This window comes from Sphingorhabdus sp. Alg239-R122 (assembly GCF_900537065.1).
Classification (GTDB): Bacteria; Pseudomonadota; Alphaproteobacteria; order Sphingomonadales; family Sphingomonadaceae; genus Alg239-R122.
Map to the genome: position 1 here is coordinate 146,593 of NZ_UNRC01000004.1, position 14,626 is coordinate 161,218.

Annotated in this window: 12 protein-coding genes; 3 read left to right on the forward strand and 9 right to left on the reverse strand. The window is 51.6% G+C overall.

Annotation, left to right across the window (positions count from 1 at the left end):
* Positions 1-32: 32 nt before the first annotated feature.
* The 7 genes from G6Q15_RS06225 to G6Q15_RS06255 all read right to left on the reverse strand — a co-directional run bounded on the left by G6Q15_RS06225 (position 33) and on the right by G6Q15_RS06255 (position 6,593).
* Positions 33-920, reverse strand: coding sequence for a CheR family methyltransferase (locus tag G6Q15_RS06225; protein ID WP_164116790.1), 888 nt, complete (start codon positions 918-920; stop codon positions 33-35).
* Positions 917-2,008, reverse strand: a complete 1,092-nt coding sequence (locus G6Q15_RS06230; protein ID WP_164116792.1) for a chemotaxis protein CheB — start codon at positions 2,006-2,008, stop codon at positions 917-919. Before G6Q15_RS06230 ends, G6Q15_RS06225 begins: the two co-directional genes overlap by 4 nt.
* An 18-nt stretch (positions 2,009-2,026) precedes the next feature.
* Positions 2,027-2,392: a response regulator gene (locus G6Q15_RS06235; protein ID WP_164116794.1), complete on the reverse strand. Its 366-nt coding sequence runs from the start codon at positions 2,390-2,392 to the stop codon at positions 2,027-2,029.
* A gap of 107 nt (positions 2,393-2,499) precedes the next feature.
* The gene (locus G6Q15_RS06240; protein ID WP_164116796.1) at positions 2,500-2,934 is read right to left on the reverse strand and encodes a chemotaxis protein CheW; all 435 of its coding nucleotides are present in this window, start codon (positions 2,932-2,934) and stop codon (positions 2,500-2,502) included.
* Positions 2,931-5,315, reverse strand: coding sequence for an ATP-binding protein (locus tag G6Q15_RS06245; RefSeq protein WP_164116798.1), 2,385 nt, complete (start codon positions 5,313-5,315; stop codon positions 2,931-2,933). The genes G6Q15_RS06240 and G6Q15_RS06245 overlap by 4 nt, the downstream gene beginning before the upstream one ends.
* Before the next feature lie 100 nt (positions 5,316-5,415).
* A complete protein-coding gene (locus G6Q15_RS06250) occupies positions 5,416-6,054 on the reverse strand; it encodes a histidine phosphotransferase family protein (RefSeq protein WP_164116799.1) in 639 nt (212 codons plus the stop codon).
* 74 nt (positions 6,055-6,128) lie between these two features.
* Positions 6,129-6,593, reverse strand: a complete 465-nt coding sequence (locus tag G6Q15_RS06255; protein ID WP_240330784.1) for a M67 family metallopeptidase — start codon at positions 6,591-6,593, stop codon at positions 6,129-6,131.
* Positions 6,594-6,609: 16 nt separating this feature from the next.
* Here G6Q15_RS06255 and G6Q15_RS06260 point away from each other — a divergent pair, with 16 nt between their 5' ends.
* The 3 genes from G6Q15_RS06260 (at position 6,610) to mtgA (ending at position 9,344) form a co-directional block, all read left to right on the forward strand.
* Positions 6,610-7,563 carry an RluA family pseudouridine synthase gene (locus tag G6Q15_RS06260; RefSeq protein WP_164116801.1) on the forward strand — a complete coding sequence of 318 codons (954 nt, stop codon included), beginning with the start codon at positions 6,610-6,612 and terminating at the stop codon, positions 7,561-7,563.
* A gap of 91 nt (positions 7,564-7,654) precedes the next feature.
* Positions 7,655-8,560 carry an RNA polymerase sigma factor RpoH gene (rpoH, locus tag G6Q15_RS06265; RefSeq protein ID WP_164116803.1) on the forward strand — a complete coding sequence of 302 codons (906 nt, stop codon included), beginning with the start codon at positions 7,655-7,657 and terminating at the stop codon, positions 8,558-8,560.
* Positions 8,561-8,618: 58 nt separating this feature from the next.
* A complete protein-coding gene (mtgA, locus tag G6Q15_RS06270) occupies positions 8,619-9,344 on the forward strand; it encodes a monofunctional biosynthetic peptidoglycan transglycosylase (protein ID WP_164116805.1) in 726 nt (241 codons plus the stop codon).
* A 65-nt stretch (positions 9,345-9,409) separates the two neighbouring features.
* On the opposite strand, the gene G6Q15_RS06275 is transcribed toward mtgA, so the two are convergent.
* Positions 9,410-12,952: a TonB-dependent receptor gene (locus tag G6Q15_RS06275; protein ID WP_240330785.1), complete on the reverse strand. Its 3,543-nt coding sequence runs from the start codon at positions 12,950-12,952 to the stop codon at positions 9,410-9,412.
* 375 nt (positions 12,953-13,327) lie between these two features.
* Positions 13,328-14,599: an ATP-dependent Clp protease ATP-binding subunit ClpX gene (gene clpX, locus G6Q15_RS06280; RefSeq protein ID WP_164116808.1), complete on the reverse strand. Its 1,272-nt coding sequence runs from the start codon at positions 14,597-14,599 to the stop codon at positions 13,328-13,330.
* Positions 14,600-14,626: the final 27 nt, after the last annotated feature.

Sequence of the window (14,626 nt, forward strand, 5' to 3'; positions counted from 1 at the left end):
TGTAATCAATGCCGGTGCCGCCAGTGAATCCGTCAGGCCTCCTGTGCGAACGGCCAATTGGCGTCCAGTACGGGCCTGTTTGTACGCGTAGCCGCGTCACGAAGCGTGTACACGCCGCGTATTTCCCGGCAGGCGTTAAAGCTGGTGGTCTGGCCAATGACGGTTTCCGCAGCACCCAGCATCAGATAGCCATCATTCGCAAGCGAACGCGCCAGGCGTGAAAATGCCATGTGCCGTGTTTCGGGCGCAAAATAGAGTAGCACGTTGCGGCATAAAATAAGGTCAAACTGCCCCATATCACCGCTTGGCCGCGTAATATTGTCGGCGCGGAATTTTACCTTGGCACGGATATCCGGGCTGATTTCCCAGTCCTCACCATCCTGCTGGAAATAGCGTAACATACGTGTCACCGATAGGCCGCGCTGAATTTCAAACTGGCTGTACCGGCCCGAACGCGCTCTTTCGAGCACGCTCTCCGATATATCCGTACCGACTATTTCAATATCCCACCCGGCCCATTTCTGCCGGTCATCGGCAAACTGCATCGCCAGCGAATAGGCTTCCTGCCCGGTCGAGCAACCCGCGCACCATATCCTGAGCCTGCGGCTATCTGCACGTCCCTTTTGCAACGCCGGCATCACCTGGGTGCGGATCATGGTAAACATCGCCGTATCACGGAAAAAATAGCTCTCATTGTTCAGCATCGCTTCGACACAGGATTGCACCAATTCGTCATTCTCCGCGCCCAGCAACGCCGCGACAAGTGTGTCGATATCGGGGATGCAATACTCGGCGAGAACCGATTTCAGTGAAGTTTCAACACGCCAATAACGGCCCGGTGAAATCACCTGCCCCGTGCGCGCCTGCAGCAAGCCCGCCAGTATCTGCGTTGCACCGCCATTATCGTCATCCATGCTCATGCAGTGACTTTCTGTAACTGGTTAATATGCCGCGCTATTCTGTCCACCGGCATGATGGCATTTGCAAGGCCCGCACGCGCAACCACGCCCGGCATGCCCCAAACCACACTTGTTTCGGGGTCCTGCACCAATATCTGCGCGCCCTCTGCCGCCATTTTTTCTGCACCAAGCAAGCCGTCCCGGCCCATGCCGCTCATGATGATGGCAAGCGCATCGCTGCCAAAGACCGATGCGACAGACGCAAGCATAGGGTCGACAGCGGGAGTATAGGCAGACGGCATGGCACCCGGAACGATGCTGAGCCGCACCTGCGATCCGATGCACTCACACGTCATGTGGCCATGGCCGGGCGCAACGTAGATATGGCTACGCTCAAGTTCCATGCCCTGTTGTCCCAGCACAACGCGGCGGTCGGTGAATTTTTCCAGCTGCCGCACCAGAAATGGAAGGAATGTCTCGGGCAGATGCTGGGTAAGCAGCATTGGCGCATCAATGGCGGGAGAGATGTTTTCAAGAAGTGTGTGGATTGCCGGAATTCCGCCCGTCGATGCTCCGATCGCGATACAGCCGGGCTGGTCCTGTGGTACCTGCGGGACTGGCATGACGATAGTTTCTGCAGGTGTGCATTCATTAAGGTTTGAACGCACAAGCTGCTGCATCCGGCCGATCAGCATAGAAGAAAAATTGCCCGCAAAGCTGCTGCGCCCCGGCTTCGCCATAGTATCACATGCGCCCAGTGACAATGCGCGCACCGCCGCAGGGCCGCCCTCCTCACAAGCGGAAGAAAGGATCATCACCCGCGCCGCGCCGCACTTGGCCAATATATCCGGCAATGCATCCAGCCCGCAGCGGTCGGGCATTTCAATATCCAACAAAATGATATCGACGCTATTTTTCTTAAGAAACTCAACAGCATCGATAGCACTCGCCAGCGATCCGGCAAGCTCAAAACCATCATGCCCGCCAATTATCCGCTCGAGTATCGAACGAACTACCAGGCTGTCATCAATAACCAGCACCCGCACCTGCTTCACAGGCGAAGAAAAAACTTCTTCCTGACAGGAATCTTTATGGGAAATATTGTGCATGAAATAAACGCAGACCGCTCAGGCGGCGCCCACGATCTGCAATTTTGATTGAAGCGTTTCACGGTCAAATGGTTTCATCACATATTCATCCGCGCCCGCATCAATCGCGGCTTGAATATGCCCAAGACCGTTCTCAGTCGTGCAGAATACAACTTTGGGCTTTTCACCGTTTTCGCTCCGGCGCAATGCGGTAAGGAAATCAATTCCGCTCATAACCGGCATGTTCCAGTCAAGCAGGACAACATCGGGCAATTGACTGCTGCAACGATCTAGTGCCTCACGCCCGTCAGCAGCTTCTTCGACATTGAAATCAAGTGTTTCCAATATATGCCGCGCTACTTTGCGAATGACCTTGCTATCATCAACTACAAGACAGGTTTTCATGTGAATGGTCCTTGTTCAAATGGATATGCCCTGCACCTTATCGAGATGCAGTAAGCACAAGGTTAATTTTTCTGTTTTTCGAGAATGATGGTAATTTTGCCATATGCTCAGGCCGCCTTGGTAAATTCAGCTTCAACAAAACGGGCAGGATCTACAACCAGCATCGTTTTGCCATCCACCAGCAACATCGCGGTGCCTATTTCACGCCACATACCGCGCAGGTTTGCCGGCAAATCCGACTCTGTGCTTTCGGCGGTACAGACATCCTGTACGGAATCGACCAGAAGGCCATAAAAATGCCCTGCCACCTGCGTGACAACGGCCATGTGTGCATCATGTACTTTGCCAGGCTTTCCAGTCACAAAATGACTGCTGTCAATTACAGTGAGTACACGACTTCGCAGCGCAAAGAGCCCGCGAACATAGGAATTAACAGATGGCACAGGCACAATGTCACGCACCTTCACCACGCTTTCCACCTTGTCGGCGGCAATGGCTATATCCTCGCCCGCCATGGTGGCTATAAGATACAGGCTATTCATGCACTTTTCCTCTGCTTCAAATTTTTCGACAGGGCCTCAACAAGGGCTTCCCGGTCATATCGGTAAATGGCGTCACCTGTTTCAGTTTCACCAGCCCGGTTACTGGCCAAACGGATAACCGGAGCGCCTGCGGGCAGAACACCCGTGTCGTTGCTATCCTCCATCGTAATATAGATATCCGCTGCCGAGCCCTCTTTCCCGTCAGCAACCAATTCATAGCCTGCTGCTTCTACAAGCGGTGCAAGGATATGCCGAGCCCAGATATCATCACCCCCGACAACCCGGCATCTGGGCCGACTGGCGGCAGATGATACTGTGCTACCGGAAGCATGCCTGGCAAAAATCCAGTACGCATCGATTACTTCAGCCTGCTGCCCTCCCACCATTGTCACGCCAGCGACAAGACCGGGTTCAGCCGCTTTTTCAAATTCCGTGTCCATAGGGAAAATATCAACAATATCATCGATTGCGTAATAGATTGCAGCATCACCGTCACTGAGAATAAGAGTTTTAATATTCTCACTGTCCGGCACCTGCTTAAGCCCAAATATAGGACGGGTCCCATCTCCGCAGCTAACCCGCATCTGCCCTGCGGAAAATGCCACGCGCTCAGCGTCAATATCTTCCACCCGCTCTATAACGCCCAGATTAATGACCCGGGCTCGCTTCTCCATATCTTTGAAAAGAAGCACTGAAATGGTGTCTTTTGCACTGTTCTGGGTGTCATCACTCTGCAAGATAGAAAGCTCCGCTTGCGTATTTATGTCCAGCTTTGCCGCCATTCCGCCCGGATCAAGAAGCAACATTGGCCGCCCATTGTCAGGTAAACTAGTCCCTGCATACAAACCATTTTCCATCAGCAGGGGCGGGCATGGACGGATCACGAGTTCTTCATGATCAAGCACCGAAGCTACACTAAGTGCATAATTTTGCTTCGGACCCGCATCAATGGCGATAACAGTACGGTTTTCAGCCTTGCCGCCATCGACCTCATCAAGTCCCAATATCTCCTCCAGCGTGACATGCGGAACTTTCATACCGCGTATGGAGGCAATATCAGTTCCGCCCAGCCTTTCGACTTTGATCTGCCTGTTGTCAGCCTGTAAAATCTCCTGCACCGCAGAACGCGGTAGTGCGAACATACTGTCACCGCACTGTACCGTCAGGCATGAAATGATTGTAAGCGTCAATGGTACGCATAGTGTTATTTTCAGGCCATGGCCCGGTTTGTTTTCGATGTCTATCGAGCCACCGATACGTTTTATATTTGCATGCACCACGTCCATGCCCACACCGCGCCCGGAAATGGACGTAACATTCCGCGCTGTTGACAGGCCAGGTGCGAAAATAAGGTTCAGTTTCGCCTGTTCGTCCAGCTTTGCGCATTCCGAACCGCGAATGATTTTCGCAGCCACAGCCTGCGTCATGAGTGAATCGGCATCAATGCCGCGGCCGTCATCTGCAATTTCAATCAAAATCTGGTTGCCCGATTGCCGGGCATTGACCGACAAATGCCCTTCCGAGCTCTTTCCTGCTTCTGACCTCTCGTCAGCGCTTTCTATTCCATGATCGATCGCATTACGGATAATGTGCATCAACGGATCGCGGATCATTTCCAGCATTTCACGATCCATTTCCACTTCTGAACCGTTTGTGCTTAGCGTGACGGACTTCCCTAGTTCAGCGTTCAGATCACGTACCAGCCGTGGGAGCGGAGAAAATACACGCTCTATGCGCTGCATGCGGGTCTTGCCGATCATATCCCGCATGTCTGCGATACAGGTAGACAGTCGTTCAAACGCACCATTCATAGCCTGATTATCGCCGCCATCACGCATCTTGCGGGCGACTTCATTTCGTGCCAGCACCATATCAGATACACCGTTCATCAAGTGATCGATCAGGTCCAGCGGGATACGGATGGCACGCGTTTGCGGATGAGAATCAGTGGTAACCTGCCCTGGTTCCGGCATAGCCTTGGCTTTCTCCAATGCTCCGGACACTGTGCCGCTACATGCTTCAACCAGACGCACAATCACCTCTTGATCCTCGCCATCCGGTAGAGCGTCGCCGCTGCTAAGTGCACTGGTAAGTTTGGAAATCCTGTCCACGATTGCCAGAATGGCAGTCACTAAATCTGCCGATGGTTCTAATGATCCATCCCGCAGCTTGCTCAGTGCATCTTCTGCACTATGACTGAGTCGTTCGAAGCGCGGCAGATTCAAAAAACCGCAACTGCCCTTTACGGTGTGAAAAAAACGGAAGATATTATCGAGACGTTCAGCATCTGAAGGGTTAGCTTCCCATGCCACCAGTTCCCCGCCAAGGGCGTCCAGCGTCTCAAATGTTTCGTCAATAAAGTCCTGAATCAGCTCGTCCATATGTCCCGCTCTTGGCTTGTTCAAAGCCGTGATAGGAAAATATGGTTAAAATCCTGTTTACCTTGATCCGGGAAAAACCACCAAGCGTATAGGATATAGCTTATGTGTTGAGTGCAGCGCCCATCACGAGTGATTCATCATCAAGAACCACCTGAATCTGGCCATCTGCTGATGCAGCCAGTTCAGAAATCATATATGCCGCTGCGGTGCGCGAACTCAGTTCATCGTCCTGTAATTCACCAGTAAGCGCACGGCCAATGGTTTCATCCATGGCAATTTTTTCGCCCGCCGCACGCACTACAATTTCTGCGCGGCCACCACCCGATTCTGCGCCGATATCAAGCTGGCCTCCACGCACCAGTGATTCGATGCCGATCAACGCCAGGTTCAGCAGGATCTTGACTGCAGGTTTGGGCAGTGTCTGTTCATCCAGTGTCCAGTTGAGCATGATGCGCGGCTTGTCGGCAAGTAGGCCCTCAACAAGTGCCTTGGGCTCGCGATTATCAACGCTTTCGCCAAAACCGCCCGCTGCGCCGAATGCCAGGCGAAAAAATTTCAGCTTTTGCGCCGATGCCGAAGCACTGTCGGTCAGCAATTCAAAACAGCGCGCCCGCATTTCCGGGTCAGTCTCGTCTGCAAGCAGTTCCAGCCCGTTGTTGAGCGCACCCACCGGACTTAGCAGGTCGTGGCAAAGGCGTGAGCAAAGCAGGCTGGCAAGTTCGACTGGAGGTGTGGTCATATTCAATCCATAATCTGGGGCCGAAGCCGTTTCATCGGAGCGCGAGTATGCTTTGGCGAAAGACATGAATTTATTCAAGTCTCGTCTGAAGCTGGCACACCGACATGACAGGTGATTTCGGTAAACATATCATGCAGCGTCCCTCCCGGTTCGTTCCGCCACAACCTCACAGTAGCTCCAGCGATAATAGCCCATATGCGGCCATCGCCTGCTGATAGCACTGCATCGGTTGGTGATGGCACAGCTTCACCGACAGGGTGTGAGTGGTAATAACCAAGAAGCAGCCGGCCTCCGCGCCGCATCTCTTTTTCCGCTGCGATCAGGTCTTGCGGCAGGATTTCAAAATGCCGTTCGGGTTCCTCCGCAATATTCCGGGAAATCATTATTTCTTCAACCCGGTCCGGGGCTCTGCCCAGCAAAAGCCCGCAACATTCCTGCCCACCTGACCTGTGTGCAACTGCAAGCAACTGTTCATACACCAATTCATCAACGTAAACCGCTGCGCAGGGCATGTCTGCTCTTGATACGGGTCCGGCCATGCCCCAAGGTTAGACCATGGACGTTCCAGTTTCCAAATATGAAGGCACTTTTTTACAAAGCCATGCCGGGCAGCGCATCGACAGTGCACTTGCCGATATTATCCCGGATCTGTCACGCGAACGCATCAAAGCGCTGATCAAGGACGGCAGACTGTCTATCGATGGGCAGAGCGTAACCCAGTCATCGGCCAAAGTACGCACAGATACGCATTATTGCCTCGGCGTACCCGCTCCGATTGCTGCAAAAGCCCTCCCTCAGGACATCCCTCTCAACATTGTTTATGAAGATGAAGTGCTGCTCGTGCTCGATAAGCCTGCAGGTATGGTGGTGCACCCTGCCGCCGGTCACGCAGATGGCACGCTGGTCAACGCATTGCTGCATCATTGCGAAGGGCAATTGTCCGGCATTGGCGGCGTTGCCCGGCCCGGTATTGTCCACCGGATCGACAAGGATACATCCGGCCTGCTGGTAGCCGCCAAAACCGATGTGGCGCATGTAGGGCTGGCCGAGCAGTTTGCCGACCACAGTGTCACGCGGCAATATTATGCCATCGTGCAGGGTTATCCCAATCCCGCCAAAGGCACCGTAACAGGCAATATCGGCCGTTCACGCCGTGATCGGAAAAAAATGGCCATTGTACCCGATGGCCAGGGGAAACATGCCGTCACCCATTATGAAATGTTGGAAAAACTGTCTGAGGCTGCACTCGTACGCTGCCAGCTCGAAACAGGGCGTACCCATCAGGTGCGTGTGCATATGGCCAGCATAGGCCATAGCCTGCTGGGAGATCCCAATTATGCCCGCACGCACAAGGCGCATCGCGCGCTGCTGAAAGAGACCGGATTTGCCCGGCAGGCGTTGCACGCGGCGACGCTCGGCTTTATACATCCTACTTTGGACGAAGAAATGTTCTTCGAGTCCAAAATTCCTGCTGATATGCAGGAACTTTTAACGCACTTGTGTGTTTAATAGTTGAGTGGCCAGAAATGGTAATGTGACCCGGACTGTGAATGCTTGATGAGGTTCGCGTAAAGGGTTGACGAATAAAGGAAAATACATAGTGGCAAAATCTAGTACCGCGCCTACCACCATCCCTGCTTTGGGTGGTGATGCAAGTCTCAACCGATATCTTAGCGAAATCCGTAAATATCCGATTCTCAAGCCCGAGCAGGAATATATGCTCGCCAAGCGCTATGAGGAGCATGAAGACCCGGAAGCAGCAGCACAGCTGGTGACATCCCACCTGCGTCTCGTGGCGAAAATTGCCATGGGTTATCGCGGCTACGGCCTGCCTGTATCGGATCTTATTTCCGAAGGTAATGTCGGCCTGATGCAGGGCGTTAAGAAATTTGAGCCGGATCGTGGTTTCCGTCTGGCAACCTATGCAATGTGGTGGATCAAGGCTTCTATTCAGGAATATATCCTGCGCAGCTGGTCGCTCGTGAAAATGGGTACAACCGCAGCACAGAAGAAACTCTTCTTCAACCTGCGCCGCATGAAAAACAATCTGCAGGCGTTTGAAGAAGGCGATCTGCATCCTGATGATGTAGATTCTATCGCTACCAAACTGGGCGTAGCTGAACATGAGGTGGTCAACATGAACCGCCGCATGTCTATGGGCGGTGACGCATCGCTCAACGTACCCATGCGCGAAGACGGCGAAGGCCAGTGGCTTGACTGGCTTACCGACAATGAGCCGCTGCAGGACAAGGCAATTGCCGATGCTCAGGAAGCCGACGTACGTCATGAGATGCTGGGTGAAGCCATGGAAGCTCTTAACGAACGGGAACAACATATCCTGACCGAGCGCCGCCTGACTGATGACCCGAAAACGCTCGAGCAGCTAAGCCAGGTATATAGCGTCAGCCGCGAACGCATCCGTCAGATCGAGGTACGGGCGTTTGAAAAACTGCAAAAAGCGATGCACCGTATTGCCGGCGAGAAAAACATGCTGCCTGCGGGTTAAACGCCGCGCACGCATTTTATGAATGACAATTTTTTGGCCGTGCCCTAGATTTTAGGGCATGGCCAAACCTTTATCACGAAAGCAAAAGGCCCGACGCGGCGTTTTTGCACGCCTTATCTTCTTTCTTTTCAAACTGCTGCTTTGGTTTGTGGCGCTGTCACTGGCTTTTGTGCTGCTCTATAAATATATCAATCCGCCCATAACCGTGACCATGGTGATGGACGAAAATGGCGCAAAGCGTGAATGGCTTGCCATTGATGAAATTGACCGCGATATGATCTCCGCCGCAATTGGCGGCGAAGACAGTAAATTCTGCGCGCATAATGGCTTTGACCGGCAGGCAATTGAAAAAGCACTAAAGCGCAATGCACAGGGCACTGCCCCGCTACGCGGCGGTTCCACCATCAGCCAGCAAACCGCAAAGAACGTCTTTTTGTGGCAGGGCGGCGGCTATGTCCGCAAAGGCTTCGAAGCCTGGTTCACTTTCCTTATTGAGAAAATCTGGGGCAAGCGGCGGGTTATGGAAGTTTACCTGAACGTCGCAGAAACGGGTATCGGTACCTATGGCGTAGAGGCTGGCGCACAGCGCTATTATGGCAAAAGCGCGCAATCACTCAGCCGGATAGAAGCGGGCCGTATTGTCGCCGCCCTACCCTTACCCAAAAAACGATCGGTCAAAGCACCCACGGGCTTTGTCCGCCGTTATGGCAACACCATCGCCGCCCGCATCCGCGTGGTACAAAATGAAGGGCTTGATGGCTGCGTTGTCGATATTGTGAAATAGCAGATGACAAAGAAAAAGGGCGAAGCCTCACAGCTCCGCCCTTTTTCTTATTGTTATTGAATCAGTTAGAAGTTGTAACGTACCCCCAACTGAATCCTCCATGCCGAAGCCGACGTAGAGATATTCGGTTGATCATCCGGATTGAAACCAGAGATAACATAACGCCCTGCACTGTCGATTGCTGGGACGTTTATCGTTTGCCCCGGGTTAGCCGGATCCGGGAGCCTGTTACCCAGATCGACAATATCAACCACCTGACCATCGCCGAACACACCGATCGGTGAGAAGGTGTTCCAGCTGCTATCAAACAAGTTCAGAACATTATCGATGTCAGCAAACAGCTCAATCGTATCTTCCACGCCAAAGAAACGGCCAGGTCCAGGAATTTCCTGACTGATACGCATGTCCAGATCGAACGACCAATCTTCACGGCATGTATTGCGGCGGATCGTCCTGCCAGGAGTAAAGCCACAATTCGAAGCACCTGCATAGTCAATCAATGACTGCACAGCCGCAAGGTCTGATCCCCCTATCTGATCACCCATCATATCGAAAATAGGTGCCGCAATATTCGGATCATTCACATCTGTAGGAATATACAACAACGCATTGTCATTACCAGAAGATGAGTCGTTAAAAACTCCACCGCCATCAAAGGTCAGGCTGTATGGACGACCCGAACGAGCACTAAAGAAGAAGCCCAACTGCGTAGCAAAGTCTCCAAAAAACTCTTCCTTGAAATTTGCCGCGAGCGTAAAATTATGCCGATTTTCATAATTGGACGTCGAGTTAGCCGGATTTTGCCGGTTGAATGCAGCGCTTTCATCAAAGCTTGAAGTCGCGGTCGAGCTATTGGCATTCCTGAAGTTGTTGGAATCGATATATGCATAACCGAAGTTCAGGTTCACACTACCGCCTTCGGTAAATACACCTTCGTTAAACCGTTTTGCAAAGCCGATTGAGAATACGTGACTGTCATAATCCCGACCATTGGTCAGCTGAATAAAGTCATCAATCCGCGTTCCAAAACAAGCACCCGTTACATTTGTAAAGGATGGTGGCGTTCCACCTGTGCCAACCAGCTGCGCATTACAACCAGTGTTGTTAGGATCAATAGGACGGAAAATTGGACGTCCATCAACGGTAAATCCGCTAATACCACGGCTCGGATCAACAACCTGTGACAAGTCAACAAAGTTGAGCGGATTCAGGAATCTGGAATAGATATAATCCAGTTTCAGGTTCCAGTTTGAAAAGAAACCGCCATCCGTTCCAAAACCGGTGTCGAGTCCAAGGTTAGCCCGCAAGACTGTAGGGTTCTTGAAGTTGGGGTCCGTGGATTGGACATCGCCTGCACCAGCTGCTGCCCGTGCGGATGCTGCCTGCACAGCACATTGCGGGAAGCCACTGAATTGACCGCCGTTCAACACACTAAAGCTGCCATCGGCATTTCTTATACCTGCACACTGGCTGCTAAAAGTATTTCCATCAACTGATGAAAAACCGTTGTTGGAAAAAGCATTCGAGAAATAAACCACGGGATCACCACCCGAGAACATGCCAACACCGCCGGTAAGTTTGGTGCCGAACAAGAAGCCGTCATTGTCCATTTCATAGGTTGCCGCAAAGCGTGGCAAAACAACCGGATCAATTTTGCTAAATGGGTTAGCATTAGTGAAACCGAAACGTTGCTGGAACAACGGATTGTGACGTGGCGCATCACCATCATATAGCTGAATTCGGATACCACCGGTCAGATTCAACCTATCGGTGGCCTGCCACTCATCCTGCGCATAGAAGGAATATATCTGGCGGCCGAAGGTTGCCGCAGCTTCGTTGATGTCACCGCTAGGTGTTGCTCGAATTGTAGCACCGCCCAGTCCGCCACCAGCTAGATTATCTGCGATATCGCCAAATACCGAACTAAATCCACCACTTGCCGCGATACCGTTTTGGAAGTCGGTCAAGTTGCGGAAATAGATAGTGCCGGTCGCGTTAATTGCGAACAGGTTAAACACACTTAGATCATTGATTTCAGCGCCCAGCTTGATGCTGTGGTCACCGGAACTGATGTTCATCTGAAATTTTGCCTGATCAACTCGTTGTTCCAACGCATTGGCAGAACGGAAAATGCCCGGGCCTGTTGAAAGAATACCGTTTTGCGTGGTTTGACCAGCTACAGGTGTCAATCCTACTACCAACCTGGGAATAGGGTTTTCGTCTTGCGCTTCACCGCCGCCGACTGGTCCCTGCACGTCCGTTACATCAGAACGCGAAAGCCGAAGTTCTGTGGACACATTATCTGACCAGTTTGAATAGAAGCGAAGCGAATAATAATCCGAAACAGTACCTTCATCTTCAAAGCTGTTAAGGCCAGTCAGTTCCTGATCACCAGTGTCAGATTCAACATTGGTTTCTTCCAGTCGCTGATAGGTAGCCTCAATCCGGTGATCATCATTCACATACCAATCCAGGCGGCCGAAATACCGAACGCTGGCTTCAGGAAGAGAGCGTGGGTAACCGCCTATGTCCACGCCATAAACACTTTGAGCAATGTTGGAGAATTGGTCAAACTGACCCTGCGTTACGAAATTAGAACTATTTGCAAATCCTCCGCCAGCGGGACCGAAGTCATTCGCACCGCCGAGATCAGTTTCCTCATAGCCTGCAAAAAAGAACAAGTTATCGGGAATAATTGGGCCGCTTAGCGTCGCCCCCCAACGTTTTTCTTCAAAGGCTTCCGGGACACGAGACATTCCGTCAACTGTATCACCGCGAAGATCCTCGTTGCGGAATGTATAGAATGCGGAACCATGAAACTTGTTTTCACCCGATTTTGTTACCACGTTCACAGCACAACCGGTGAAATCCGAGTATTCTACATCAAATGGCGCAAACTCGACCGAAGTTTCGCGGATCGCATCGAATGGAATGGGAAGAGAGTTACGAGCGGCAAATGGTGTACCGTTCAATCCGAATGAATCAGCTTGCGTGATACCGTCCACTGTAAACGTATTGGTCCGATCATTGCCGCCAAGACAGCTAATACGATCTACGGCATTGGCACGGTCCAGGTTAACGCGCGGGTCAATCCTGATAATATCACGAACATCACGAGTGATTGATGGGAAGCCTTCAAGCGTCTCTTGACTAAAAGAGGTCCCAGGACCAACTGCTAGCTGCCTTAGGTTCGCACGCGCTGCCGTAACAACAATCACATCACCAGCAGTACCACCAGTAAGCTCAAAACGCAGTGACGTGTTGCCGCCTAAGCTGATGTTAATATCTTCAACCGTCTGCCCTTCAAAGCCAGCCGCTGTGACTGTGACAGTGTATGGACCGCCTGTAACAAGACTGTCTGTACGAAAAGAACCATCGTTAGAACTGCTCAATGTCCGTGCATTGCCGGTACGTGTATCAGTCACGACAACTGCCGCACCTTGAATGGCAGAACCGCTATCATCCAGAACACGACCTTCGATGCCGGATGTAATTTCCTGAGCGTGTGCCGGAGCCGCAAGGCCAACTGCCATGGAAAGAGATGCGGCGCTCGCCGCGAGAAAATATTTAAGCTGCATTTTGCTTTGTCCCTCAAATTTGGTCCGCATGCCCCCATAGGCTTAGTGCGGGTCTAAAGCTTTAAACTCCTCTAAGAGTTGGGAAGGCCTCTAATGCTCTGGAGCGACAGGGCAACTGCATTTTTATTGCAATTTTGTTACGAAAATTCCTGATATTGTAACAATATTTCGCAATCATAATTTTTCTTATTTAAGCATTTGTTTTTGCTTAAAATAAAATGAAATTGCCAATCATTGGTTATCCACAGGGAGGGAATATACAGACAGCATAAAATAATTTTTTCAGGCAACTGTGCCCAAAAAGCGACACTCAAAAGAGCGGCACACATGCAATCAAATTATAATTTATCGCGACTCGCGGTTTTCTTAGGGTTTTGTGCAGAAAAAGAGGGGATGTTCCGATTCTTAGGCCGCATCATCTTTCTTCACTTTGGCCTTCTTCGCGAAAACCTGGACTGGCTCCTTGCGACCTTCCACCACGTCTTTGTCGACTACAATTTCGTCAACACCATCGAGGCCAGGAAGGTCAAACATGGTATCCAGCAAAATGCGTTCCACAATCGAGCGCAAGCCACGCGCGCCCGTTTTGCGGGCAATGGCTTTTTTCGCAATCGCCTCCAATGCGTCATCAGTGAAAGTAAGGTTCACATCTTCAAGGTCGAACAGCTTTTGATACTGCTTAACCAGCGCATTCTTGGGTTCACGCAGAATTTTGATGAGCGCGTCGATATCAAGATCTTCCAGTGTAGCGATAACTGGCAGACGGCCGACAAACTCAGGAATCAAGCCAAACTTGAGCAAGTCTTCAGGCTCACCATCTTTCAACAATTCACCAACCTTGCGTTCTTCAGGGGATGCAACATGTGCACCAAAGCCCATCGACTTGGCCTCTAGCCGGTCGCCGATAATTTTTTCAAGGCCCGCAAAGGCACCACCACAGATAAACAGGATATTGGTCGTATCAACCTGCAGGAATTCCTGCTGCGGATGCTTGCGGCCACCTTGCGGCGGGACCGAAGCAGTTGTGCCTTCCATCAGCTTGAGCAAGGCCTGTTGAACGCCTTCCCCGCTCACATCGCGGGTGATGGAGGGGTTTTCCGCCTTGCGGCTAATCTTGTCAATTTCATCAATATAGACAATGCCGCGCTGTGCCTTTTCTACATTATAGTCAGACGCCTGCAGAAGTTTCAGGATGATATTCTCAACATCCTCACCCACATAACCGGCTTCGGTTAGTGTTGTCGCATCAGCCATGGTGAACGGTACATCAAATGTACGTGCCAGAGTCTGCGCAAGCAGCGTCTTACCGCAACCTGTAGGTCCAACCAGCAGGATGTTCGATTTCGCAAGCTCCACCCCATCGCTCTTGCTGGCATTGTTAAGACGCTTGTAATGGTTGTGCACAGCGACAGACAGTACGCGCTTGGCCCGGTTCTGCCCGATCACATAGGCATTGAGCGTATCAAAAATCTCCTGAGGCGTGGGTACTTCACCCTCTTTCTTGCCGCCAATGCCCGCTTTGGTTTCCTCACGGATGATATCATTGCACAGCTCAACGCATTCGTCGCAGATGAACACAGTCGGTCCGGCGATAAGTTTACGCACCTCATGCTGCGACTTGCCGCAGAATGAGCAGTATAACGTGCTTTTTGAGTCCGAACCACTTAACTTCGTCATAACGTTCCTTACGCCTCAATCCCGCAG